Genomic DNA, 24,831 nt, shown 5'->3' on the forward strand with positions numbered 1-24,831 from the left:
TGGGCGGTCAATCCAGATCAAACGAAACAGTTTCAACCCACACCAACATAAACCAGCGCACGCTTGGGCGCAGCCCGTGCACTCAAGCAGAGGGTGACGGTGCCGCGCCGGGCTCAGGCAGCAGCAAGCGGCCTTGCAGCAGCCCCCAGGCGGTGGCCAGCAACAAGCCTGCAATCACCGCCGTGGCCCAAGCCAGCCAGGCGAGTGCCAACAGCTGCGCGACGCCATGCGCAGGTGCCAAGTGCAAAGACAAGGCAGCCGAAGCTGCTAAAGGAAAAGACATGCCCCAAAACGACATGCCAAAGGGCTGCGACAGGCTGCGCTTGAACACCGTCATGGACACCCCCGTGAACAACAAGGCCACGCCCCAGAGCATGTGCACCAGCACATCGGGTGCCCCCAGCTGCGCCCCGGACAAGGCCAGCACCTACGGCGGCGCGATGGTGATGAAGGTGGCGGGCAGCATGCGTTGCGGCCACAGCCCCACTTTGCCAATGCGCACCAGCACCAAAGTCAGCGCCACAGGCCAGAGCACAGCGGCAATGCCGTACTGCGCGGCCGCCCATACCGGGTGACCCAAGCCCACACCGGCCAAAGCGGGCAACACATTGCCCACCACCGGGATGAACAAGGCCGGCGTCATGGCGGGCCAAAACTGTGCGGCCACCAGGCCAGGCTGAAACCAGCGCTGCACCACGCCCGTGGTCACCAGCAACAAGGCGGCCGAGCCCAGCATCCACGCCGCGTCCGTCCAAAAGCCGTCAGACCCATGCACGAAGGCCACCGTCGCGATCAAAACCAAGGACGATGGCAAGGCGGCCACAAACACCTGCCGCAGAGGATCACGCACATCGGCCAGCACCGCCGCCGGATGCCGAAGCACCCGCCACACCGTGGCCAACAGCAAGGCCAGCAACAACCAGGCCGCCAGCACCCCGACCCCCATGGAAACCTGCGCTGCGCCCGCCCAATGGGGCACGGCCCGCATCCAGGCCAAGGACAGACCACACAGCCCCATGACCATCGCAAACCAGGCGAAGTTCAGATGTTCGATCGATGAAACAGGGCACATGTCAGTCATGGTCAGCGGCTGTCCTGAGAGGGCATAAAAAAACCCGTGGGACTGGCCACGGGTTTTCATCCAGATCCACCCGATCAGAAGGGGATGTCGTCGTCCATGTCGTCGAAGCTGCTGGGCGCGGGCTTGGCCGCAGGTGCAGGACGAGCAGCAGGAGCTGCTGCTGGACGGGCAGCCGGTGCTTGACGGGGGGCGTAGCCGCCGCCGTCGTCCGATGGGCCGCCCATGCCTTGGCGACCACCCAGCATTTGCATGGTTTCACCACGGATTTCGGTGGCAAATTTCTCGATGCCATCTTTGTCGGTGTACTTGCGGGTGCGCAGGCTGCCTTCGACATAGACTTGCGAGCCTTTTTTCAGGTACTGCCCAGCGATCTCGGCCAATTTGCCAAAAAAGCTGATGCGGTGCCACTCGGTGGCTTCCTTCATTTCGCCGGTCGCTTTGTCTTTGTAGCGGTCGGTGGTGGCCACGTTGATGTTGCTCACAGCGTCGCCAGAAGGCAGATAGCGGGTTTCGGGATCGCGGCCCAAATTGCCGACGATGATGACTTTGTTGACGGATGCCATGAAAAACTCCTCGAATAGGTGTGAATTATGCGGCCATTAAGCGGTCTGGCGAACAGGCGCTGAGCGCGCCGGTGCCTGCATGGGCAAGGCCACCAGCCACCACACCAGCATGGCGCCCGCACAGCTGAGGAAAAGCGCCTGACTGCCCCAGGTCTTGACCAGGTAACCGCCCAGCCAACCGCCCACAAAAAAGCCCAGCGACTGCAAGGTGTTGTACACCCCCATGGCCGTGCCGCGCACCGCGCTGGGGGCCAGGCGCGAGGCCAGGCTGGGCTGCGTGGCTTCCAGCACGTTGAAGCCGCAGAAAAACACGAACAGCAAACCCGCCAGCGTGCCCAGACGCGGCGTGCCCGAGGCCTGCAGCAAAAAGCCCAGCTGCACCACCGTGATCAAGGCAATGGCCACCAGAAACACTTTCTTGAGGTGCCCGCGCCGCTCCATGGCAAAGGTGCCGCCCATCACGACAAATGAGCCCAACACCGCCGGCAGGTAAACCTGCCAATGGTGGTCCTTGCTCAGGCCCGCCTGCACCAGCAAGGCCGGCACCGCCACCCACATGGCCAGCTGCACCGCATGCAGCACAAACACGCCCAGGTTCAGGCGCAACAAACCGGCGTGGCTCAAAACATCTTTCAAGCGCCCACGCGCAGGCCCGGCCACCATGGGCGGCGCAGGGGGCGCACCCCAGACCACCACCGTCACGCCCAGCAAAGCCAGCAGGCCGGTCACCACAAACAGGCCCGACAAGCCAATGGCCGACGCCATCAAAGGCGCCAGAACCAAAGACAGTGCGAACATCAAACCGATGCTGGCGCCCACCAAGGCCATGGCTTTGGTGCGCACTTCGTCACGAGTCAGGTCGGCCAGCAAGGCGGTCACGGCAGCCGACACGGCGCCTGCCCCCTGAATGCTGCGACCGATCAAAAGACCGGTCAGATCGGTGGCCGCGGCCGCCCAGAAACTGCCCAGCGCAAAAATCAGCAAGCCCAGCACAATCACGCGCTTGCGGCCAAAGCGGTCCGACGCCATGCCAAACGGCAGCTGCAGCAAGCCCTGCGTCAGGCCATAAATGCCCATGGCCAGGCCCAGCAAGGCCGGGTCGTCACCGCCGGGGTACTTGCGCGCTTCCAGCGCAAACACCGGCAGCACCAGAAACAAGCCCAGCATGCGCAGGGCAAAGATCGAAGCCAGCGATGCACTGGCACGACGCTCCAGGGGCGTCATGGCCGTAGCGGCCAGCGGGGCCGCATCAGAAGCAGGATTGGAAAGGGTCACGCGAACAAGCCAAGCGGGTCGAAAAATGCCATTGTCCCTGATTAAGGCCGCCTTGCTGCCCACACGGGGTGGCCGCTGCGCCACTGGGCAACAAAAGACACATCACAGAAGACCTAAAATACACATTTTAAAAATTCCGAGAATCCTAACGATGTCACGAATTGGGTCATACACCGTTGCTGCCGGGGCATTGCTCCTGGGACTGCTGGGTTGCGGCGGCGGGGGCTGGAGCGGTGGCGACCCGATCACGGGCATCACCGCGACGAATTTCAAATACGGTCAATTGGCCACGCTGACGCTGACGGGCAATGCCCTGGACAACATCATCAAACTGTCCAGCGACAAATGCCTCTCGGTCACATTGGGCGCCATCGAGTCCTCATCCGTGCGGCATGCCACCTGCATCGTGGCCGCCACCGGCCCGATTGAATTCACCGTCAAAAGCAATGCGGATTACACGGTTTACAGCACATCGCTGACCGCCCCCGAGCCGGTTACGGGCATCAGCGCCAGCAATTTGAAATACGGCCAAACAGCCGTTCTCACGTTATCGGGCGATCCTCAAAACGGCTCGATCAAAGTGTCTTCCGACAAATGCACAGGCATGACACTGGATGCGGTCAGCTCGACGGCCACCCGCACGGCGCGCTGCACCGTGCCAGGCACAGGCGACATGAAACTCACGGTCACCAACACCTCGGGGATCAGCACTTTTTACACACAAACCATCTCAGTGCTCGAGCACCAAGTGACTTTGGTCACGACACTGGGCACCGTAGTGATGGAGCTGAACCCGACGGCCGCACCGATCACGGTCAAGAACTTATTGAGCTATGTGAATCAGAGTACATCGTTTTACAACGGGACCATATTCCACCGGGTTCTCACTGGATCTGTCGCACAAGGAGGTGGTTACGCTGTTTTCGGCAAAGTCATCTCGGGCTTGAATTTGATCATTCAAATCAGCAACCTTACCGCGACGTCAGAGAAACCCAATACAGAGGTCGTCATCACCTCCGCCACACAAACCCAGTAAACCCCAAGCCCATCGGGCCCAGGCAAGCCATACACAACCCACCATCCTTGATAATGGTGGGTTTTGTTTTTGTGGCTCCACCTTGAACTCTGATCGCCAAGACACCTATCTGGCTGCGGCCTTGCGGCAAACGCACATCAGTGTGCGGGGTGCGCGCACGCACAACCTGAAGAACATCGACCTCGACATCCCGCGCAACCAGCTGGTGGTGATCACCGGGCTGTCGGGCTCGGGCAAGTCGAGTCTGGCCTTTGACACGCTGTACGCCGAAGGCCAGCGCCGCTATGTGGAAAGCCTGTCGGCCTATGCGCGGCAGTTTTTGCAGCTGATGGACAAGCCCGATGTGGACCTGATCGAGGGCCTGTCGCCCGCCATCAGCATCGAGCAAAAAGCCACCAGCCACAACCCACGCTCCACTGTGGGCACGGTCACCGAGATCCACGACTACCTGCGCCTGCTGTACGCACGCGCTGGCACGCCCTACTGCCCCGACCACAACTTGCCCCTGCAGGCGCAGACCGTGAGCCAGATGGTGGACGCCGTGCTGGCCCTGCCCGAAGACACCAAGCTGATGATCCTCGCGCCGATTGCGCGTGAGAAAAAAGGCGAGTTCGAGAAGGTGTTTGAGCAAATGCAGGCGCTGGGCTATGTGCGCTTTCGCATCAATGGCCAGACCTTCGAGGTGGAAGACCTGCCCACGCTCAAGAAGACCGAAAAGCACAACATCGACGTGGTGGTGGACCGGCTGAAGGTGCGGTCCGAGGCGGATGCCAAAGCCCGCGACGCCCTGCGCCAGCGCCTGGCCGAGAGCTTTGAGGCCGCGCTGCAACTGGCCGAGCACCGCGCCGTGGCGCTGGAGATGGACACGGGGAAAGAACACCTGTTCAACGCCAAATTCTCCTGCCCGGTGTGCAGCTATTCCATCAGCGAGCTGGAGCCGAGGTTGTTCTCGTTCAACTCGCCCATGGGCGCCTGCCCCACTTGCGACGGCATTGGCACCATGGCGTTTTTCGATCCCGAGCGGGTGGTGGCCTTTCCGTCGCTCAGCCTGGCCAGTGGGGCCATCAAGGGCTGGGACCGGCGCAACGGTTTTTACTTCAGCATGCTCGAAAGCCTGGCCAAGCATTACCAGTTCGACATCGAAACCCCGTTTGAAAAGCTGCCCGCCAGTGCACAACAAGTGCTGTTACACGGCTCAGGCGAGGAAGAAATCAAGTTCAGCTATGTGATGGAATCCGGTGCCTCGCAGGGCAAGAAGGTCAGCAAGAAGCACCCGTTTGAAGGCATCATCCCCAACATGACGCGGCGCTACCGCGAGACCGACTCGGCGGTGGTGCGCGAAGACCTGGCGCGTTACCGCAACACGCAGGCCTGCACCGATTGCCAAGGCACGCGCTTCCGGCGCGAAGCCCGCCATGTGCGCATTGGCGAAGGCGATCAGGCCCGCGCCATTTACGAGATCAGCCACATCACGCTGGGCGAGTCGCAGCAGTATTTTCAGGGCCTGACCATGCACGGGGCCAAGGCCGAGATTGCCGACAAGGTGGTGCGCGAGATCGCGCTGCGTTTGAAGTTCTTGAACGACGTGGGCCTGAATTACTTGAGCCTGGACCGCAGCGCCGACACGCTGTCGGGCGGTGAATCGCAGCGCATCCGCCTGGCCAGCCAGATCGGCTCGGGACTGACAGGCGTGATGTATGTGCTGGATGAGCCCAGCATCGGCCTGCACCAGCGCGACAACGACCGCCTGATCGGCACGCTGCAACACCTGCGCGACATCGGCAACAGCGTGCTGGTGGTCGAGCACGACGAAGACATGATCCGCGTGGCCGACCATGTGATCGACATGGGGCCGGGTGCAGGTGTGCACGGTGGGCGCGTGATGGCACAAGGCACTTGCGCCGACATCCTGGCCGCGCCCGACTCGGTCACCGGCCAGTACATGTCGGGCCGTAAAAAAATCGAAATCCCCAAACGCCACAAAGCGGGCAAGGACTTCATCGAGATCGTAGGCGCCAAAGGCAACAACCTGAAAAACGTGAACGTGAAGTTCCCCGTGGGCTTGCTCACCTGCGTGACGGGTGTCTCGGGCTCGGGCAAATCCACTTTGGTCAACGACACGCTGTACACCGCAGCCGCCCACCAGATCCACCGGGCCCACGACGAAGCGGCCGCACACGAAGAGATCAAAGGACTGGAGCACTTCGACAAGGTCATCAACGTCGACCAGTCCCCCATTGGCCGCACGCCCCGCAGCAACCCCGCCACCTACACGGGCCTGTTCACCCACATCCGCGAGCTGATGGCCGAAGTACCCGCGGCCCGTGAGCGCGGCTACGGCCCCGGACGCTTCAGCTTCAACGTGACCGGTGGCCGCTGCGAAGCCTGCCAAGGCGACGGCATGGTCAAAGTGGAGATGCACTTTTTGCCCGATGTGTACGTGCCCTGCGACGTGTGCCACGGCATGCGCTACAACCGCGAAACGCTCGAAGTGCAATACAAGGGCCAGAACATCGCGCAGATCCTGAACATGACGGTGGAAGCAGCGCACCAGTTCTTCAGCGCTGTGCCCAACATCGCACGCAAATTGCAAACCCTGCTCGACGTGGGCTTGACCTACATCCGCCTGGGCCAGAGTGCGACGACTCTTTCGGGCGGCGAAGCGCAACGCGTCAAGCTCGCGCTGGAGCTGTCCAAGCGCGACACGGGCCGCACGCTGTACATCCTGGACGAGCCCACCACGGGTCTGCACTTTGCCGACATCGATTTGCTGCTCAAAGTGCTGCACCAGCTGCGCGACGCGGGCAACACCATCGTCATCATCGAACACAACCTCGACGTCATCAAAACCGCCGATTGGTTGATCGACATGGGGCCTGAGGGTGGTGCGGGCGGCGGCACGGTGCTGGGTGAGGGCACGCCCGAGCAGCTGGCCAAAAACAAGGCGAGCTTCACGGGCCACTATTTGGCGCGTTTGCTTTAAACGCGCTGCGCCCACGATATCTTCCTCTTCCTCTTCATTCATCTCATTTTGGAATTTCAAGCCTCCATGAAAACCGTCATCCGTGCTTTCTTCCGAACCCTGCGCATCGTGCTGGGCCCCGTCATGCTGCTCAAGGAGCGACTGACCCAGCCCAAAGGCGTGCTGCGCGAAGCAGCGGCGCAAGCCAGCGTGGACCAGCAATGCCAAAGCCTGGCGCTGTACCAGTTCAGCACCTGCCCGTTTTGCATCAAGGTGCGCCAGGAAATGCGTCGCCTGTCGCTGCCCATTGAAAAGCGGGACGCGCAACACCACACCGCCAACCGCGACGCTTTGTTGCAAGGCACAGGCGCGACCCAAGTGCCGTGCCTGCGGATCACCGAAGCCGATGGTCAAACCCGTTGGCTGAAGGATTCGGCCGCCATCGTGGCTTATTTGCGCGAGCGTTTTGCAGCACCTGCCGCATAAGGAACGGCACCCCTTGTGCATGCGGACCAGCCACAGTGGCGGGTCTGGCGTCATCAGAAATACCATCACTTGATGCGCGTCAACAAACGCCCATGCGCACTTCGCTTGGCGTTCATATTTCCCTTGCACAATGGCGTTTTCAGGGAACAAAAATGACCACGCCACGCACCCATTACGACGCTTTCAGCCGCACACTCCATTGGCTCACGGCGACTGCGGTCATCGCTGCCTTCGTGCTCGGGCCAGAACACTTTGGCCGCGAAATGCGCCAAGGTTTGGACCCGGCCACACGTTGGGACATCGTGATGCACGAATCGCTGGGCGTGTTGGTGATGACGCTGACCTTGCTGCGCCTGCTGTGGGTGGCGGTGCGCCCCACCCAACCCCAATTTGACATGCCCGGCTGGATGCACAAGACCGCAAAAGCCACGCACGGCTTGCTGTGGCTCATGCTGCTGGCCGTGCCGGTGAGCGCATTTCTGGCCTTGGGCAGCGCAGGCCATCCCCTGACCTTGTTGGGCGGTGTTCGCATCAGCGAATGGCCAGCAATGCTGCAATCGCAGCTTGTCCAATCGATCGACTGGGGTGACGTTCATGGCGCCTTGGGCGGCATGATCTTGTGGCTCTCAGGCCTGCACGCCGTGGCGGCCATTTACCACCACATCGTGCTCAAAGACGGTGTGCTGCGGTCCATGCTGCGTCCGAGCCGCTGAGCCCAACCTCCATGGAAACCGAACTCAAGCTCAGCCTTCAAGCCCAAGACCTGCCACGCCTGCTGGCCCATCCGCTGCTGTTGGCATCCGGCAGCAGGCAACGCCTGCTCAACACCTATTTCGACACGCCCGAGCTGGCCCTGCAACAAGCCCGCATGGCTGTGCGCGAGCGCCTGGCAGGCGCGCAATGGCTGCTGACCGTCAAGACCGCTGGACAAAGCACAGGCGGCTTGTCACGCCGCCAGGAATGGGAAGGCCCGACCACCCCCGGCGCGCTGCAGTTCGATCAGCTGCTGGATGACACAGCGCTCAGCCAAACGATGATGGCCTTGCGCCCCCGACTGCAAGCCATGTTCTGCACCGACTTTGAACGCCAGCGCTGGGTGATCGCCCATGGTGATGCGCAGATCGAAGTGGCGCTGGACCAAGGGCGCATCCATGTGCCTGGTACCGAGCGGAGCGAACCGATTTTGGAGTTGGAGCTTGAACTGCTCAGCGGCCCGGAATCGGCGCTGATGGCCCTGGCCGATGTGCTGTGCCAAACCCCGCAAGGTCCAGTTCAGCTCACGCCCAGCGATGCAAGCAAAGCGCAGCGGGGGCAGGCGCTATGGGCGCGCGGTCACTGATAGGCCTTTGCCGCGCTGAACCGGTTACGCGGCGATCACCGTCAGCAAAGTCTGACCGTTGGCCACCAGCTTTTCGCCTTCGGCATCCACCGCAAACAAATCACAGCTGGTGAACACCTGTGCTTTGCCGGGTTTAACCACCCGCGCACGGGCAATGAACTTTTGACCCACGGCAGGACGCAGGCAGTTGACCGAAAAGTTGGCGGCCAACAAATTCGGCCCCGCCACGGTGCCAGCTGCAAATCCGCAGGCGGTGTCAATGAGTGTGCCGATCAAACCCGCATGCAAGTAGCCTGAATACTGCCCCACCTCTGGACGCCAGGGCATCTGGATTTCCACAAAGCCGGGTTCGGCCACCGTCACCTCAATGCCGCACCAGCGGTTGAACTCGGCCATGGCATTGATTTTTTTGAGCATGTCCAGTGGGCTCATTTCGATTTCCTTTGCTTGGTTTCAAACCAACCGATGTGGTCGATCAGCTTCTTGCGAAGTGCTTTGTGTTCAGCAATGACTTTGTCGATGTCGGCCACACGCTGGTGGATGGCTCCGATCATTTCGTAGGGCGACAACTTGCCCGCTTTGAAGCGCGGCAAATACTCGGCAATGAAGGGCAGCGAAAAACCCATCTCCCGAGACATGGCGATGAAGATGACGTGCTTGACTGTTTTCTCGCCGTACTCGCGGTAGCCGTTGGGCAGTCGCTGGCTTTCAATGAGGCCGTCGGCCTCGTACCGCCGCAAGCGGTGTACCGACACACGGGTCTTGGCAGAGAGTTCTGAAATGCGCATAGATTCAGTCTAGCAACGCTCGCACTGCGCGAGGGTTATGGCCTTTGACGCATGGGCGACAAGCCAAAGCGACCGCTGCGCCGCAGGTGATACCCCATGCCCCAAGGCTGGTGTACAAAACACCCTTCAACCGGAGCCCCCGATGACTGCACACAAAGCTTTGTCCCACGCCCAACCCACCGATGTGGGCCTGTGCCCCAAGCGCACGCAGCGCCTGATGGACGTGCTGCGCCGCGAAGTGGCCAGCGGCCGGTTGCCCGGTGCGGTGGCCATGGTCGCCCGGCGCGGTCAGATCGGCTTGTTCGAGGCTGTGGGCCAGCAAGACCCCGGCACGGGCGTGCCGATGAAGACCGACAGCATCTTCCGTATTTATTCGATGACCAAGCCGGTGGTGTCGGTGGCGGTGATGATGCTGGTGGAACGTGGGCAGTTGCTCTTGAGCGACCCGGTCAGCCGCTGGTTGCCCGAATATGCGAACCAGCAGGTGGCCACAGCCAATGGCCTGGAGCCGGTGCGGCAAGAAGCCACGGTGCAAGACCTGCTGCGCCACACGGCGGGGCTGACCTATGAATTTTTGGGCGACTCGGCCGTGCAGCGCCAATACGGGGCGGTGAAGATCGCCTCACGCGAGCGGACCAATGCCGAGTTCTCGCAAACGCTGGCGGGCGTGCCGTTGCAATTCCAACCCGGCACCGTGTGGGCCTACAGCCGCGCGACCGATGTGTTGGGGCGGCTGGTCGAGGTGGTCAGCGGGCAAGGTTTGGGCACATTTTTGCAGGCCGAAATCTTTCACCCGCTGGGCATGGTGGACACCGGCTTTGCCGTGCCGCCCGAGCAGCAGCACCGCATTGCCGAGCCCTTTGCGCACGACCCCGATGGCGGTGTGCCGATGAAGGTGCTGGAGCCCCGCCAAGTGCCTGCCATGGAAGGCGGCGGCGGTGGCCTGATGTCCACCGCCATGGACTACACCCGCTTTTTGCAATGCCTGCGCAACCGGGGCGAGCTCCATGGTGTGCGCCTGCTCGGCCCCCACACGGTGGACTACATGACGGCCGACCACCTGGGCGGCATGCCGTCCAATGGCACCTTGCTGCCACCCGGCCACGGCTTTGGTCTGGGCTTTGCGGTCCGCACGCACCTCGGTGTATCGCCTGTGCCGGGATCGGTGGGCTTGTATTACTGGGGCGGCATCGCGGGCACCACGTTTTTTGTGGACCCGGCACTGGACATGTACGCCATGCTGATGATCCAGGCACCCAACCAACGCGACTATTACAGACCGCTTTTCCGCGATCTGGTCTACGCGGCTTTGGTGTGAAGGTCTGGTAACAAAAAATCAAAGGAAGATTGGCATGACCCATGAAGTGGACTACCTCGTCATCGGTGGAGGCTCGGGTGGCAGCGTGATAGCGGGCCGACTGAGCGAAGACGCCAATGTGCAGGTGATGCTGCTGGAGGCCGGCGGCCAAGGTGACAGCTGGCTGGTCAACACGCCCGCAGCGGCGGTGGCGATGCTGCCAACCCGCCTCAACAATTACGCATTTGAAACCGTCCCGCAAGCAGGTTTGAACGGCCGCAAGGGATACCAGCCGCGCGGCAAAGGTCTGGGGGGCTCATCCGCCATCAATGCCATGGTCTACACGCGCGGACACCGCGCTGACTACGACCACTGGTCTGACTTGGGCAATGCGGGCTGGTCCTACGACGAGCTGTTGCCCTACTTCAAACGCAGCGAAAACAACCATCGCATCCACGACGGGTTTCATGGCAGCGATGGCCCCATGCATGTGTCTGACCTGCAGACCCACAACCCCTTCCAGCAGATCTACCTGAACGCCGCGCGTGAAGCGGCTTTCCCGATCAACGACGACTTCAACGGCGCCACGCAAGAAGGCCTGGGCATCTACCAGGTGACGCAACGCAACGGTGAGCGCTGGAGCGCCGCGCGAGGCTACCTGCACCCACACATGGGCAAGCGTCAAAACTTGCATGTGGAGACCGGCGTTCAGGTCACCCGCATCGTGTTTGAAGGCCGACGCGCCGTGGGTGTCGAATGCCTGCAGTCGGGCAGCAAACGCGTGATCCGGGCACGCCGGGAAGTGATTTTGTGCGCGGGCGCCTTCCAGTCGCCGCAGTTGCTGATGGTCTCTGGCGTTGGGCCAGGGGCGCATTTGCAGCAACACGGCATCAAGGTGCTGCACGACTTGCCAGGCGTCGGCCAAAACCTGCAAGACCATCCGGACTTCATCTTTGGCTACGCCGCCAAGAGCCTGGATTTGATGGGCATCTCGCTGGGCGGCACAGTCCACATGGCCAAAGAGACATTGAAGTACATCCGCACACGGCAAGGCTTCATGGGCACCAACTACGCCGAAGCGGGCGGCTTCTTGAAAACAGACCCCTCGCTGGCGGCACCCGATGTGCAGCTGCATTTTGTGGTGGGGCTGGTGGAAAACCATGCACGCCAACTGCACGCAGCGCACGGCTATTCCTGCCACGTGTGTGTACTGCGCCCCAAGAGCCGTGGACAGGTCACACTGGCCCATGCCGATGCACGCCAAGCACCGCTGATTGATCCAGCCTTTCTGGCGCATGAAGACGATCTGGAAACCCTGCTCAAGGGCTACAAACTCACACAGCGATTGATGAACGCCCCCGCATTGGCCAGCGTTCGGCACAAGGATGTATTCACTGCGGGCGTGCAAACGGATGACGAGATTCGCCAACTGTTGCGTGATCGATCAGACACCGTGTACCACCCAGTGGGCACCTGCAAAATGGGCACCGATGCCATGGCGGTCGTTGACCCACAGCTCAAGGTCCACGGCCTCGAAAGCCTGCGTGTGGTGGACGCCTCTGTCATGCCCACGCTGATTGGCGCCAACACCAATGCCACCGTGATGGCGATCGCAGAAAAGGCCATCGATTTGATCCGCTGAATTCACCCACCTCGGGTCGATATGATGGCGATCACGATCTTGCTCCTTGCGGCAAACCAATCATCCACAACACCAGACAACGAGAGACAAACATGCCCACATCCGGCCTCATGATGAACCGCCCCCTGCTCATTTCGGGCATCCTCGAACACGGCGCTGCCCAATTCGGCGACCAGGAAATCGTCTCGCGCGAGACGCACGGCCCGCTGCACCGCACCACCTATGCCGAGACCGCCAAACGCTCGCGCCAGCTGGCCAATGCCTTGGCCAAAATGGGCCTCAAGGCGGGCAGCGCGGTCGGCTCCATTGCATGGAACAACCACCGCCACCTGGAAGCCTATTACGCCGTCTCGGGCAGCGGCATGGTCATGCACACCTGCAACCCGCGCCTGCACCCGCAACAGCTGATCTATGTGATCAACCACGCCGAAGACGAGGTGGTGCTGTTTGACGCCACTTTTGCACCGCTGGTCAAAGGCATTGCCGCGCACTGCCCCAGGGTGCGTGCCTGGGTGTGCCTGGCCGATGCGGCCAACACGCCCGCCATCGAAGGCGTGGCGAACGTGATGAATTACGAAGGCCTGATCACCGGGCACAGCGACAGCTTCGACTGGCCCGAGCTCGACGAACAAACCGGCGCAGCGCTGTGCTACACCTCGGGCACCACTGGCAACCCCAAAGGCGTGCTCTACACGCAACGCGCCATCGTGATGAACGCGACCACCGCCTGCCTGCCCGATGTGCTGAGCCTGTCCACGCAAGAGACCATCTTGCCCGTGGTGCCCATGTTCCACATCAACGCCTGGTGCATCCCCTATGCCGCGCTGGTGGCGGGCACCAAGCTGGTCTTGCCCGGCCCCAGGCTCGATGGCCCCAGTTTGTACGAATTGATGGACACCGAGCAGGTCACCATCAGCGCGGGCGTGCCGACCATCTGGATGGGCTTGATCCAGCACGTGGAGCAAAACAATTTGCGCTTTGCCCACATGAAGCGCACTGCGGTTGGCGGCTCGGCCATGCCCATGGCGCTGATCGCCAAGTTCATGGACAACTACGGCGTGGAAGTGCGCCACGGCTGGGGCATGACAGAGACCACCGCGGTGGCCACCATGAGCAACCTGGGCCGCGCCGACCGCCTGCGCCCCGCTGCCGAGCAACACGCCATCGTGGCCAAGCAGGGCAAAACCGTCTCAGGCATCGAGATCAAGATCATCGATGAAAACGGGCACGATTTGCCCCGCGACGGCACTTCGCAAGGCGAGCTGATGGTGCGCGGCCAGTGGATCGTGGAGCGTTATTACAAGGCCGAAAAAACCGCATTGGTGGACGGCTGGTTCCCCACGGGCGACATCGCCACCATCGACGCGCAAGGCACCATGCAGATCCGCGACCGCACCAAGGACGTGATCAAAACCGGTGGCGAGTGGATCAGCTCCATCGACCTGGAAAACGCCGCCATCGGCCACCCCGCCGTGGCCATGGCCGCCGTGATCGGCGTCAAGCACCCCAAGTGGGACGAGCGCCCATTGCTGTTCATCGTGCGCAAGCCGGGCCAAACGGTTGAGAAACAGGAGATCCTCGACTTCCTGGCCACGAAAGTGGCCAAGTGGTGGGTGCCCGACGATGTGGTCTTCCTCGAGTCGCTGCCCGTTGGCGGCACCGGCAAGGTTCAGAAGAACGACCTGCGCAAGGAATACGGCGGCGTGTTCAGCTGAACCTCCGCCTGCCGGAAACAGCGCCCAGCCTACCCACTTGCCATGCCGGACCTGCTCCGGCATCCATCGTTCACGAGACCTGCCCTTGGCTTTGTCATGCCGGACCTGCTCCGGCATCCATGGTTGAACAGACATGGACCCCGGATCAAGTCCGGGGTGACAGATGGGGAACGCGGAGTGAGAGATAGGGAATGCTAGGTGACAAATGGGGACGTGCGGTGTGACGCATGACCTGCCCCTGGCTTTGTCATGCCGGACCTGATCCGGTATCCATCGTTCACGAGACTTGCACTTGACTTTGTCATGCCGGACTTGATCCGGCATCCATGGTTAAACAGGCATGGGCCCCGGATCAAGTCCGGGGTGACAGATGGGGAACGCTGGGTGACAGATGAGGAACGCGAGGTGACAGATGGGGAATGCGGAGTGACAGCATTGCCTCAAGCCTTGGCGCTGGGCCGATCGTTCATGCGGTCGCGCCAAGCCTGCAAGGCGTGCATGCCCTCGTCACCGGGCACGAACTTCATCAGGCCGCGTGCAAACTCCATGGCGCAAAAGGCGGTGATGTCGGCAATCGTCAAGCGCTCGCCCGCGATCCAGGGCTGGCTTTGCAGGCTTTGGTCAAACCAGCGGGCGACGTCGCGCACCTTCTCGGCCTGCGAACGGCCAAACTCGGGGAACTGCGGTTTTTCCAGCGCGGCCAGGCCCGGGTGACTGTGGCGGATCGCGTTGGCAATGCCGCCCAGCAAATACAGCTCCACGCGGCGGTCGGCCATCTCGATGAAACCCCGCTCGTCACCGTCCACACCCATCAAGTTCGGCTCAGGGTAACGCCCTTCCAGCAAGGTGCAAATCGCCCGCGTCTCGGTGATCACGCGGCCATCGTCCAGCTCCAGCGCGGGCACTTTGGCCAGCGGGCTTTTGGCCAAATATTCAGGCTGACGGTGCTCGCCGCCGTTCAGGTCCATGTTGACCATCTCGATGTTGGTGATGTTTTTCTCGACCAAAAACATCAGCACCCGGCGGGGGCTGGGGGCGCGGTGGGCGGTGTAAAGCTTCATGGCTTGTCCTTATTGGCTTGACCCATCTCGACCATCTTGCGGGCCTCTTCAGAGAACTTCTTGGCGGCCTCATCACCGTCTTTGCTGAGGTTGATGCGCGACGGTGGCACTTCGATGCCGCGCAGCACTGCGGGGCGCTGGCGGATCGCATCAAGCCAGCGCTTGAGGTGCGACAAGTCATCCACCTCCACGCCCGACCAGCGGTGCGTCCGCACCCAAGCCCAGTTGGCGATGTCGGCAATCGAATAATCGCCCGCCAGGTATTCGTGGTCTTTCAGGTGGCCATCGAGCACCTTGAACAGGCGGCGGCTCTCGCCCTGGTAGCGGTCAATTGCGGGCTGGATCTTTTCCGGAAAGTAGCGGAAGAACACATTGGCCTGCCCCATCATTGGCCCGATGCCGCCCATCTGGAACATCAGCCACTGCAGCACGCGCGAGCGGCCCTTGGCATCCGTGGGCATGAGCTGGCCGGTTTTTTCTGCCAGGTAAATCAGGCAAGCGCCCGACTCGAACACCGCAAAGTCATCGGCACTGCGGTCCACGATGGCAGGGATGCGGCCATTGGGGCAGATCGCCAAAAAGTCAGGCTGCTTTTGCTCGCCCTTGGACAGGTCCAGCACCTTGAGCGTGTAGGGCAGCGCCAATTCTTCAAGCACGATGGAAACTTTGTGCCCGTTGGGCGTGGCGGCGGTGTAGAGGTCGATCATGGGCGCAGGCTATCAGCCGTGTGCAGGCGGGGCTGGCGCGCAGATGACAGCCAGTCTCGCGGCGGACAGCGCTGGGCCATCGCTGCCTTTCCAATAGAGACATGACAGACTGCTGCACCATTTTTCAAAGACACTCAGCCCATGAACTTTGACATCCCCCCAGAGATCGCGGCGCTGCGTGAGCGCACCCGCAAATTCATCGCCGAGCAAGTGATCCCCCTCGAAGGCGACCCACGCCATGGCCCGCACGGCCCCTCCGAGGACTTGCGCCAAGAGCTGATCGGCCGGGCACGCGCTGCGGGTTTGCTCACGCCCCACGCCTCGGTCGCGATGGGCGGACTGGGCCTGAGCCACATCGCCAAAGCGGTGGTGTTTGAAGAAGCCGGTTACTCCAACCTGGGGCCGACCGCGCTCAACATCCACGCGCCCGACGAAGGCAACATCCACCTCATGGAAGAAGTGGCCACCCCGGCGCAAAAAGAGCGCTGGCTGCGGCCTCAAGTGGCGGGACTGACGCGCTCGTGCTTTGCCATGACCGAACCCGCGCCCGGCGCAGGGGCCGATCCGTCCATGCTGATGACCACCGCCGTGCGCGACGGCGACGATTACCTGATCAATGGCATGAAGTGGTTCATCACCGGGGCTGAAGGCGCGCACTACGCCATCGTCATGGCGCGCATGGAAGATGGCACGGCCACCATGTTTTTGACCGACATGGACAAGCCCGGCATTCGGCTGGAGCGCAACATGGACGCGATGGACAACTGCTTCACCGGCGGCCACGGCGTGCTGCGCTTTGACAACTTGCGCGTGCCCGCCACCGATGTGCTGGGCGAAGTGGGCCAAGGCTTTCGATACGCACAAGTGCGCTTGGCGCCTGCGCGGTTGACCCACTGCATGCGCTGGCTGGGCCAAGCCCGCCGGGCACACGACATTGCGTTGGACTACGCCAGCCGCCGCCAGGCCTTTGGCAAACCCCTGGCCGAACACGAAGGCGTGGGCTTCATGCTGGCCGACAACGACATCGACCTGCACACCGCCCGCCTGCACATCTGGCACACCGCCTGGCTGCTGGACCAAGGGCAAAAAGGCGGCTTTGAGTCGAGCCGCGCCAAAGTGGCCTGCTCAGAAGCAGAATGGCGCGTGGTGGACCGGTGTGTGCAGATTTTGGGCGGCCAAGGCGTGACAGCCGAAACGCCCGTGATGCGCATCTTCATGGACATGCGCGCCTTCAGGGTCTATGACGGCCCCAGCGAAGTCCACCGCTGGAGCATGGCGCGCAAGCTGGTTTACAAGGCGCAAAAGGGGCAACAAGCGGCGCAGGGGTGATGCGCCGTGTCAACGTTCGAAAGATCACCCTAGCACCCCAAAGCGACGGGCGCTGAAAGCCTTCAGCGCTTGGCCGCTTCCAGCGTGTCCCGCGTTTGCATGGCCACCTTGCGGGCAGCAGCAGCAAAGTCATCACCGCTCGATGCATAAAGCACCGCACGCGAGGAGTTGACGATGATGGGGCCTGCGCTGGAACCGTCGGCGTTGGCGCGCCAGCCGGCCTTGACGGTGGCGACCGCGTCGCCGCCTTGTGCGCCCACACCGGGGATCAACAGGGGCACGGTGGGGGCCAATGCACGCACGCGCTCGATCTCGGCCGGGTAGGTCGCACCGACCACCAGACCCAGCTGGCCGTTCAGGTTCCAAGGGCCTTGGGCCAAACGGGCCACATGCTCGTACAAGAGCGGCTGCCCCTCGACCGAAGCCAGGCGCTGGTTTTGCAGATCATCCCCACCGGGGTTGGAGGTGCGGCACAACAAGAACGCGCCTTTGCCGTGGTACTTCAAATACGGGGCCACCGAGTCCCAGCCCATGAAGGGCGACAGGGTCACGGCATCGGCCCCGTAACGCTCAAACGCTTCGATGGCGTATTGCTCGGCGGTCGAGCCAATATCGCCACGCTTGGCGTCCAGAATGATCGGCACATGGGGCGCGACACGGCGCATGTGCTCCATCAAACGCTCCAGCTGGCCTTCGGCGCGGTGGGCGGCAAAGTAGGCAATTTGGGGTTTGAAACTGTTCACCAGATCGGCGGTGGCATCGACGATGGATGCGCAGAAATCGTAAATCTTGTTCGAGTCGCCCTTGATGCGGTCCGGGAACTTGGTGGGCTCAGGGTCCAGGCCCACACAAAGCATGGAGCCGTTTTGGCGCTCGGCGGTGCGCAACATGTCGAGGAAGGTCATAGGCCCATTTTAAAGACGGGGGCGATGGATCCGGCCCGGTGGGGTGAAATTTCAGCACAGCCCCTGTTTGTGTCGTCCCGGGCGAAGAAGCGGTATCCATTGCGCAGTGCGGCCCTTTGTTTTGTCATCCCGGGCGGAGACCCGGGATCCAGTGTGCAGCGCTGACCTTTGCAAATGCTGGTTGCGTGCAGTGGATCCCGGATCGAGTCCGGGATGACAAACTGAAAGTCCAGGACAAACTGAAAGTCCAGGACAAACTGAAAGTCCAGGACAAACTGAAAGTCCGGAACAAACTGAAAGTCCGGAACAAACTGAAAGTTCGAGACAAACTGAAGGTTCGGGATGACAGATTAAAGGCCCGGGATGACGGATGGGATCTGACATTTGCAGACTTCACGGGGTGTGATCTATAAGATGCCGGTCATGCACAAACTCTCTCCCCGCCAATGGACCGTTCTGGTCCTGCTCACCCTCGTTTGGGGCTTCAACTGGCCGATCATGAAAATCGGCGTCACCGGATTTCCGCCACTGACCTTTCGCACCATTTGCATGTGGCTGGGCACGCCGGTGCTGGGCTTGGTGCTGTTGGCCCAAGGTGTGTCTTTTCGCATCGAGCGCAAACATTGGCGCGAACTGCTGACGCTGGCCACCTTCAACATGGTTTTCTGGCACAGCCTGATCATCGTGGCCGTGCAGTCGCTGTCCAGCGGACGGGCTGCGATTTTGAGCTACACCATGCCCATGTTTTCGGCAGCACTGGGGGCCTTGGTGTTCGGGGACCGGCTGGCCAAGCGGGCTTGGGGCGGAGTGGCGGTGGCATCGGTGGGTGTGGTCCTGCTGCTGTGGCACGAGATCTCCAACCTGAGCGGCAAGCCGGTCGGCGTATTCCTGGCCTTGGGGGCGGCCAGCACCTGGGCGCTGGGCACACAGCTGCTGCGCCGCACCAAGATGCCGGTGTCCACGCTGACGATTGCTTTCTGGATGGCGACCCTGACCACGGTGGTGATGAGCGTGCTGGCCGTGCTGCTGGAGCGCGATCAGTGGCATGCGCCATCTGAGGCCACCTGGGGGGCGATCGTCTTCAATGCCTTGCTGGTGTTTGGCTTTGCGCAGGCGGCCTGGTTCTATCTGGCCCGCAGCCTGCCACCCGTGGCCTCGACACTCAGCGTGATGCTGATCCCGGTGCTGGGTGTTTTCAGCGGCGCGGTGTTGCTGGGTGAGGTGTTGCACTGGCAAGACTGGGCCGCCGTAGGCTTGATGATGGTGTCGATCGTGGCGGTGCTCTGGCCCCAACGGGCAACCGCATCCCGCTGAAACCCAATGCTATAGTTTTCTCAAACATTTCAACAAACGGGGGATCACCATGTTTCAAACTTCTTTGCGTCGCCTGCTGGGCGGCATGGCGCTGGTCAGCACACTGAGCCTGACGGGCTGTGGCTACAACGACTTCCAGCGCCTGGATGAGCAGTCGCTATCGGGCTGGTCGGAGGTGCTCAACCAGTACCAGCGCCGCGCAGACCTGATCCCCAACATCGTGGCCACCGTCAAGGGCGAGGCCAACTTCGAGCAGGAAACACTGACCAAGGTGGTCGAGGCCCGTGCCAAGGCGACCAGCATCCAGGTCACACCCGAGACCCTGAAAGACCCCGAGGCCATGAAGAAGTTCCAGGCCGCACAAGGCGAGCTGAGCAGCGCCTTGTCGCGCTTGCTGGTGGTGTCGGAGAACTACCCCAACCTCAAGGCCAACCAGGGCTTTGCCGATCTGCGCGTGCAGCTGGAAGGCACGGAAAACCGCATCACCGTGGCGCGCAACCGCTACATCAAGACCGTGCAGGACTACAACGTGCTGGCGCGCAGCTTCCCGACCAACCTGACCGCCATGGTCATGGGCTACAAACCGAAAGCGAACTTCTCGGTGGCCAATGAGGCGGCCATCTCGGCACCACCCAAAGTGGACTTCGGCAAGTGATGTCCCGGCGCCTTGGGCGCTGGCTGAGCGCCCTACTGACCTGCTGCTGGCTGGTGCTGCCGTGCTGGGCTGCCGACACAGCAGGCCTGCAAACGGTGCCCGCCTTGCGGGCACACGTGATGGACGAAACGGGCACGCTGGCCGCCTCCGATGCGGCTGCGCTCGAGCAGCAACTCACCGCTTTTGAACGCGAACGCGGCGCGCAAATCGTGGTCTTGCTGGTGAGCACCACGGCGCCTGAAGACATTGCCGATTACAGCCAGCGTGTGGCCGAAGCCTGGAAGCTGGGCCGCGCAGGTGTGGGCGACGGCTTGCTGCTGGTCGCTGCGCTGCAAGACCGCCGCGTGCGGATCGCACCCTACAAAACTCTGGAAGGGGCCATCCCCGATGTGGTGGCCAAACGCATCATTGACCAGCAGATCGTGCCGGCCTTTCGGCGCGGTGACTATGCCGGTGGCCTGCGCGATGCGCTGACGCAGCTGCAAGCCCGCATCATGGGCGAGGCGCTGCCCGAACCCACCGCACCGCCCCCTCGCCCGCAGATCGACGAGTTCGACATCGTGGAGGCGGCCATGCTGCTCTTGGTGGTGGCGCCGCTCATCACCGGTGTGCTGCGCCAAATGTTGGGGCAACGCATGGGCGCCCTGGTCGGTGCTGCCGCGGCGAGCTTTCTGGTCTGGCAAATCACACAACGCGCCTGGATGGCGGTGCTGGCGGGGTTGATCGGCTTTTTTGGCGGCCTGCTCAGCCGGGGCCTGCCGGTCACGGGCGCACGCCATGGCGGCGGCTGGGGCGGCCACTCAGGCGGCGCTTGGGGTGATAGAGGCGGCTTCGGTGGCGGTGGCAACGGCGGTTTCGGCGGTGGCGGCATGTCATCGGGGGGTGGCGGAGACGGTGGCGGCGGTGGCGCCTCGGGAGGCTGGTGATGACTGAACGTGAATCCCTGTGGCCATGGCTGCTGCGGCTTTGGCGCCACCTGTGGCAAAGCGAACGTGCCGCCTGGCAAGCCGTGCCCGACGACATGGTCGATCGCCTGACCCGGCGTGTGCGAGCCAGCGAGCAAAGGCATGCCGGTCAGGTGGTGGTGTGCATTGAAGGCGCATGGCCGCTGAGCTATGCGTGGCGTGCCGGTCGGCAGGCGCCCTTGTCTGCGGTCATGCGCCAACGCGCCATGGCCTGGTTTGGGCGGCTGCAGGTCTGGGACACCGAGCACAACAACGGCGTGCTGATTTACCTCTTGCTGGCCGAGCGCCGCATCGAGATCGTGGCCGACAGGGGCCTGATGCGGCACACCAGCGAAGCCCATTGGCAAGCGGTGTTGCAGGCTTTGCGCCAGCCCTTGCAGCAAGGTGATTTCGAAGGCGGCCTGACGCAAGCCCTGGCAGCCGCGTCAGCGCTGTTGGTGGCGCATTGCCCTGTGGCGGAAGGTGCCCATAGCCCCAATGAATTGCCGGACCTCATCGTGAGGGCCTGAAGACAGGCACCCGAATGAGGCGCGGGCTTCAGCCCTGCGCCGTCTTGAGCGCCAGCACCAAATCGGCCCAGGCCTTGGCCTTGTCGGCGGGGTTGCGCAGCAAATAGGCGGGGTGGTAAGTGACCACCACCGGCACGCCCTGGTGGCTGTGCACCTGGCCGCGCAGCTTGCCGATGGGCTCGGTCGTTTGCAGCACCGATTGCACGGCAAAACGGCCCATGAGCAAGATGATTTTGGGCTGCACCAAAGCGACTTGCCGCGCCAGATAGGGCGCACAGGTGGCCAGCTCTTGCGGCGTGGGGTTGTGGTTGCCCGGGAGGCGGCACTTGATGGCGTTGGCAATGTAGACACCGCCTTCGCCCTGGGCCTTGCGGCTCAGGCCCACGGCCTTGAGCATGTTGTCGAGCAGTTGGCCCGACTGGCCCACAAAAGGTTCGCCCGCTTGGTCTTCTTCCTCGCCTGGCGCTTCGCCAATGACCATCCATGGGGCCTGTGGGTCGCCCACGCCAAAGACAGATTTTTTGCGCTGCGCACACAGATCGCAGGCTTGGCACGCCGCCGCGGTTTCTTGCAGCGCGGCCCAATCCATGCGGTCCACACCTTCGGCCAGCGGCTTGATGGGCACTGCGGGCACCGGTGTTGCAAGCGCCGGGCGGGCAACAGGTGCTGGAGAAACAGGTGCTGGGACCACAGACGCCGAAGTGGCCACAGCGGCCACGGGCTCAGGCTGTGCCACAGGCGCGGCCTCGGTCGTCGCAGGGCTTTGCGGCCACCACACGCGCACGCCCATCTCGGCCAGCATGGCGCGTTGGCGGTCGTCCAGGTCAAATCGGGTGGGGTCGCTCATCACAAATCCGTTCACAGCTTCAAACTCATCACCACCGCGTGTTCACGCTGCTGGCGGTCTGCAGGATAGTAATCCTTGCGCAGGCCCACACGGACAAAACCGTAGCGCTCGTACACCTGCAAGGCGCGGGCGTTGCTCTGGCGCACCTCCAGCCACAGCGTTTGCGCGCCCACGTTGCGCGAGATCAGCGACAAGGCGTCCAGCATCATGTGGCCCCAGCCCTCGCCCTGGCGGGCGGGCGCCACGGTGATGTTGAGCAAATGCATTTCTTCCACGCCGTGCATGGCCAAAAAATAGCCCAGCAGTTCATCGCCCAGCCACAGGCATTGGGCATCGAACAACGGGTTCAATGAATCCCGGAAATTGCCGCGTGACCAAGGGTGGCTGTAGGCGGCCTGCTCGATGGCCATGACCGCATCGAGGTTCTCGGGCGTCATGGTCCGCAAGGTCACCGCGTTGCGGATGGCTTCGGTCGGTTGCTGACGGGCAGAAGGCATCACGGCACTCATGGGTTTGAAGCCGCCTTGGCCGCAGCAGCCTGGGCTTTCATGGCTTCGCGCTCGGCGGTGGTGTTGGCCACTTTGTCGCGGATGTACAAGGGCATGGCCTGCTCGGCCGGCACAGCCAGGCCTTGCGCCCACAGGGCAGGGGCCAGGCGCAGCAAGGCCGCCGCTGTGGGCAAAGCCACGCAGCGCTCGCCTGGCATGTTCAAACGCGGGCCATAAGCTTCAAACACATTCCCCGCCAACACAGAGGCGCTGGACTGCACATTTTCAGGCGCACTGACCTGCAGGGCCGATACGCCTTGCCAGGACTGTCCGGCTGCAGACCATTGGTAAGCCGCGCTGTAAACCTCGTCCATGCGGGCGTCCAGCAGGGCCAGCACCGACACATCGGCATTGGCTTCACCGCCTTGCACACGCTGCCAACGCGCCTCTTCTGCCACGGCCAGCAAAGTATCGACCGGCAGCACAGGAACGTCGGCGCCAAACGCCAAGCCTTGCGCCACAGCGCACGCGGTGCGCAAACCGGTGAAAGAGCCTGGTCCACGGCCAAACACGATGGCGTTGAGCGATGCCAAAGGCATGTCCGCCTCGGCCAGCATGCTCAGCACGGCGGGGATGAGCCCACTGGACGACTGCGCGCCACCGGGCAAGGTCTGTGTACACACACGGTCGCCACGGGCGACGGCCAAGGACAAGACATCGGTGCTGGTGTCAAAGGCCAGCCAGCGCAACTCGGGCGTGGTCGGGCTCATGCCTTGGCTCCCGCTGCAGCCACAGGCTTGGCCTGTCGCACCCCAAACAAAATGCCGCCGGTGACCAGCGCCAGCCCGGCAACCAGGTTCCAGTGCATGGGCTCACCCAAAAACCAAACGGCACCCAAAGCCGACAAGCCCGGCACCAGGGCCGTGATCATGGTCGAGCGCACGGGACCAAAGTGACGCACCATCTGCGTGAAGGTGATGCCCGAAATCACCACTGAGCCGCCGCCCTGAAAGGCGGTCTGAAACAGGATCTCGGACCATGGCGCTTGAGGCAAATGCGTGGGCAAGGCACCCGTGATCGTCAACAGCGCATAGGTGGGTACAAAAAACACAAAAGCAAAAGCGGTGATGGCCATGGTGGCACGCACCGCGTCCAGCCCATAACGGCGCACCGTGACGCTGTAAGCCGCCCAGCAGCAAGCCGCGCTCATGAACAGCACATCGCCCTTCCAGACATCACCGCCATCGAAGGCGCGCAGCAAGCTCACGCCGCCGACCAACAAGTCACCCAACACAATGAAGCCCAGGCCCAGCACTCGGCTGTTGGGAATTTTTTCGCGCAAGACCAACCAGGCCAGCAAGGTGGTCCACAGCGGCAGGCTGCCCGGCATCAGGACCGAGGCATGCGCTGCGGGCGCAAAAAAGAAGCCGCTGTAGGCCAACACGGCGTAGAGCAAGCCGCCAAAGAAGCCGGCACGCACCGTCTGCCCCCAAGGCAGTGGCGACAAGCCAAACAATGAGCCCACCGCCTCGCCGCGTTGGCGGGCCGGACGCATGAGCCACCAGGCCCAGGGCAACAGCACCGCGCTGGCGCCCAAAATGCGGGCCAGCGCAATGTCCAGCGGCAACAAACCGCGCGAGGCCGAAGCCCGAGCAATGACGATGAAACCGGTCCAGATGAGCACCGTGATGACTGCCGAGGCCAAGCCCACGGTTCGTGAAGAAAATCGCATGGCGTCGATCATACGGCCCACCCGAAGCGAAACTGACCGTTAGACTCCACTTGATTGGCCCAGTGAAGTTTGAAAATGTCGAGGCGAATCTGTCATTTCTGTCATCCCGGACTCGATCCGGGATGACAAAACAGA

Annotated in this window: 24 protein-coding genes and 1 pseudogene; 13 read left to right on the top strand and 12 right to left on the bottom strand. The window is 62.4% G+C overall.

What is annotated here, in order from left to right; translation table 11 throughout:
* Positions 1-82 precede the first annotated feature (82 nt).
* The 3 genes and pseudogenes from Q1W40_RS02705 to Q1W40_RS02715 form a co-directional block, all read right to left on the bottom strand.
* Positions 83-1,141: pseudogene (locus tag Q1W40_RS02705) on the bottom strand (C4-dicarboxylate ABC transporter).
* 14 nt (positions 1,142-1,155) lie between these two features.
* The gene (gene ssb / locus Q1W40_RS02710) at positions 1,156-1,644 is read right to left on the bottom strand and encodes a single-stranded DNA-binding protein (RefSeq protein ID WP_108414497.1); all 489 of its coding nucleotides are present in this window, start codon (positions 1,642-1,644) and stop codon (positions 1,156-1,158) included.
* 36 nt (positions 1,645-1,680) lie between these two features.
* Complete coding sequence (locus Q1W40_RS02715; protein WP_300708678.1) at positions 1,681-2,868, bottom strand: MFS transporter; 1,188 nt, start codon at positions 2,866-2,868, stop codon at positions 1,681-1,683.
* A 202-nt stretch (positions 2,869-3,070) separates the two neighbouring features.
* On the opposite strand from Q1W40_RS02715, the gene Q1W40_RS02720 reads away from it, so the two are divergent.
* From Q1W40_RS02720 to Q1W40_RS02740, 5 genes are all read left to right on the top strand, one after another.
* The gene (locus tag Q1W40_RS02720; RefSeq protein WP_300708613.1) at positions 3,071-3,955 is read left to right on the top strand and encodes a peptidylprolyl isomerase; all 885 of its coding nucleotides are present in this window, start codon (positions 3,071-3,073) and stop codon (positions 3,953-3,955) included.
* A gap of 82 nt (positions 3,956-4,037) precedes the next feature.
* Positions 4,038-6,938: an excinuclease ABC subunit UvrA gene (gene uvrA / locus Q1W40_RS02725; protein WP_300708615.1), complete on the top strand. Its 2,901-nt coding sequence runs from the start codon at positions 4,038-4,040 to the stop codon at positions 6,936-6,938.
* 66 nt (positions 6,939-7,004) lie between these two features.
* Complete coding sequence (locus Q1W40_RS02730; protein WP_300708617.1) at positions 7,005-7,403, top strand: glutaredoxin; 399 nt, start codon at positions 7,005-7,007, stop codon at positions 7,401-7,403.
* A gap of 152 nt (positions 7,404-7,555) precedes the next feature.
* Positions 7,556-8,116 carry a cytochrome b gene (locus tag Q1W40_RS02735; RefSeq protein WP_300708619.1) on the top strand — a complete coding sequence of 187 codons (561 nt, stop codon included), beginning with the start codon at positions 7,556-7,558 and terminating at the stop codon, positions 8,114-8,116.
* 11 nt (positions 8,117-8,127) lie between these two features.
* Entirely contained in the window at positions 8,128-8,742 is a 615-nt protein-coding gene (locus Q1W40_RS02740) for a CYTH domain-containing protein (RefSeq protein ID WP_300708621.1), read from the top strand.
* Positions 8,743-8,766: 24 nt separating this feature from the next.
* Here Q1W40_RS02740 and Q1W40_RS02745 read toward each other — a convergent pair whose 3' ends face one another.
* Together Q1W40_RS02745 and Q1W40_RS02750 are read right to left on the bottom strand one after the other, a co-directional pair.
* Positions 8,767-9,174 carry a PaaI family thioesterase gene (locus Q1W40_RS02745; RefSeq protein WP_108324042.1) on the bottom strand — a complete coding sequence of 136 codons (408 nt, stop codon included), beginning with the start codon at positions 9,172-9,174 and terminating at the stop codon, positions 8,767-8,769.
* Complete coding sequence (locus Q1W40_RS02750; RefSeq protein WP_300708625.1) at positions 9,171-9,530, bottom strand: MerR family transcriptional regulator; 360 nt, start codon at positions 9,528-9,530, stop codon at positions 9,171-9,173. Before Q1W40_RS02750 ends, Q1W40_RS02745 begins: the two co-directional genes overlap by 4 nt.
* 142 nt (positions 9,531-9,672) lie before the next feature.
* Here Q1W40_RS02750 and Q1W40_RS02755 point away from each other — a divergent pair, with 142 nt between their 5' ends.
* The 3 genes from Q1W40_RS02755 to Q1W40_RS02765 all read left to right on the top strand — a co-directional run bounded on the left by Q1W40_RS02755 (position 9,673) and on the right by Q1W40_RS02765 (position 14,184).
* Positions 9,673-10,848 (top strand): serine hydrolase domain-containing protein, encoded by a 1,176-nt coding sequence (locus Q1W40_RS02755; RefSeq protein ID WP_300708627.1) that lies wholly within the window; start codon positions 9,673-9,675, stop codon positions 10,846-10,848.
* 34 nt (positions 10,849-10,882) lie between these two features.
* On the top strand, positions 10,883-12,469 hold the full coding sequence (locus Q1W40_RS02760) for a GMC family oxidoreductase N-terminal domain-containing protein (RefSeq protein ID WP_300708629.1): 1,587 nt from the start codon (positions 10,883-10,885) through the stop codon (positions 12,467-12,469).
* Between the two features lie 92 nt (positions 12,470-12,561).
* Positions 12,562-14,184 (top strand): long-chain-fatty-acid--CoA ligase, encoded by a 1,623-nt coding sequence (locus tag Q1W40_RS02765; protein WP_300708631.1) that lies wholly within the window; start codon positions 12,562-12,564, stop codon positions 14,182-14,184.
* A gap of 440 nt (positions 14,185-14,624) precedes the next feature.
* Here Q1W40_RS02765 and Q1W40_RS02770 read toward each other — a convergent pair whose 3' ends face one another.
* Complete coding sequence (locus Q1W40_RS02770; RefSeq protein WP_300708633.1) at positions 14,625-15,245, bottom strand: glutathione S-transferase family protein; 621 nt, start codon at positions 15,243-15,245, stop codon at positions 14,625-14,627.
* Positions 15,242-15,952, bottom strand: coding sequence for a glutathione binding-like protein (locus Q1W40_RS02775; RefSeq protein WP_300708635.1), 711 nt, complete (start codon positions 15,950-15,952; stop codon positions 15,242-15,244). The genes Q1W40_RS02770 and Q1W40_RS02775 overlap by 4 nt, the downstream gene beginning before the upstream one ends.
* A 141-nt stretch (positions 15,953-16,093) precedes the next feature.
* On the opposite strand from Q1W40_RS02775, the gene Q1W40_RS02780 reads away from it, so the two are divergent.
* Complete coding sequence (locus Q1W40_RS02780; RefSeq protein ID WP_300708636.1) at positions 16,094-17,281, top strand: acyl-CoA dehydrogenase family protein; 1,188 nt, start codon at positions 16,094-16,096, stop codon at positions 17,279-17,281.
* A gap of 62 nt (positions 17,282-17,343) precedes the next feature.
* On the opposite strand, the gene pyrF is transcribed toward Q1W40_RS02780, so the two are convergent.
* Positions 17,344-18,186 carry an orotidine-5'-phosphate decarboxylase gene (gene pyrF / locus Q1W40_RS02785; RefSeq protein WP_300708638.1) on the bottom strand — a complete coding sequence of 281 codons (843 nt, stop codon included), beginning with the start codon at positions 18,184-18,186 and terminating at the stop codon, positions 17,344-17,346.
* Positions 18,187-18,609: 423 nt separating this feature from the next.
* Here pyrF and Q1W40_RS02790 point away from each other — a divergent pair, with 423 nt between their 5' ends.
* From Q1W40_RS02790 to Q1W40_RS02805, 4 genes are read left to right on the top strand one after another with little or no spacing between them, the layout of a single operon-like run.
* Positions 18,610-19,500 (top strand): EamA family transporter, encoded by an 891-nt coding sequence (locus Q1W40_RS02790; protein ID WP_300708640.1) that lies wholly within the window; start codon positions 18,610-18,612, stop codon positions 19,498-19,500.
* Between the two features lie 49 nt (positions 19,501-19,549).
* On the top strand, positions 19,550-20,155 hold the full coding sequence (locus Q1W40_RS02795) for a LemA family protein (protein ID WP_300708642.1): 606 nt from the start codon (positions 19,550-19,552) through the stop codon (positions 20,153-20,155).
* Positions 20,155-21,081 carry a TPM domain-containing protein gene (locus tag Q1W40_RS02800; protein WP_300708643.1) on the top strand — a complete coding sequence of 309 codons (927 nt, stop codon included), beginning with the start codon at positions 20,155-20,157 and terminating at the stop codon, positions 21,079-21,081. The genes Q1W40_RS02795 and Q1W40_RS02800 overlap by 1 nt, the downstream gene beginning before the upstream one ends.
* Positions 21,081-21,629 carry a TPM domain-containing protein gene (locus tag Q1W40_RS02805; protein ID WP_300708645.1) on the top strand — a complete coding sequence of 183 codons (549 nt, stop codon included), beginning with the start codon at positions 21,081-21,083 and terminating at the stop codon, positions 21,627-21,629. Before Q1W40_RS02800 ends, Q1W40_RS02805 begins: the two co-directional genes overlap by 1 nt.
* 28 nt (positions 21,630-21,657) lie before the next feature.
* Here the strand turns inward: Q1W40_RS02805 and Q1W40_RS02810 are convergent, their stop codons facing one another.
* The 4 genes from Q1W40_RS02810 to Q1W40_RS02825 are packed head-to-tail and all read right to left on the bottom strand — an operon-like array spanning position 21,658 to position 24,696.
* Positions 21,658-22,476, bottom strand: a complete 819-nt coding sequence (locus Q1W40_RS02810; protein WP_300708647.1) for a uracil-DNA glycosylase family protein — start codon at positions 22,474-22,476, stop codon at positions 21,658-21,660.
* Positions 22,477-22,487: 11 nt separating this feature from the next.
* Complete coding sequence (gene rimI / locus Q1W40_RS02815; RefSeq protein WP_300708649.1) at positions 22,488-22,973, bottom strand: ribosomal protein S18-alanine N-acetyltransferase; 486 nt, start codon at positions 22,971-22,973, stop codon at positions 22,488-22,490.
* Between the two features lie 8 nt (positions 22,974-22,981).
* Positions 22,982-23,734 carry a tRNA (adenosine(37)-N6)-threonylcarbamoyltransferase complex dimerization subunit type 1 TsaB gene (gene tsaB / locus Q1W40_RS02820; RefSeq protein WP_300708651.1) on the bottom strand — a complete coding sequence of 251 codons (753 nt, stop codon included), beginning with the start codon at positions 23,732-23,734 and terminating at the stop codon, positions 22,982-22,984.
* Positions 23,731-24,696: a DMT family transporter gene (locus Q1W40_RS02825; protein ID WP_300708653.1), complete on the bottom strand. Its 966-nt coding sequence runs from the start codon at positions 24,694-24,696 to the stop codon at positions 23,731-23,733. Before Q1W40_RS02825 ends, tsaB begins: the two co-directional genes overlap by 4 nt.
* Positions 24,697-24,831: the final 135 nt, after the last annotated feature.

The sequence above is a fragment of the Limnohabitans sp. genome, from assembly GCF_030158565.1.
In the GTDB taxonomy this organism is placed as follows: domain Bacteria; phylum Pseudomonadota; class Gammaproteobacteria; order Burkholderiales; family Burkholderiaceae_C; genus Limnohabitans_A.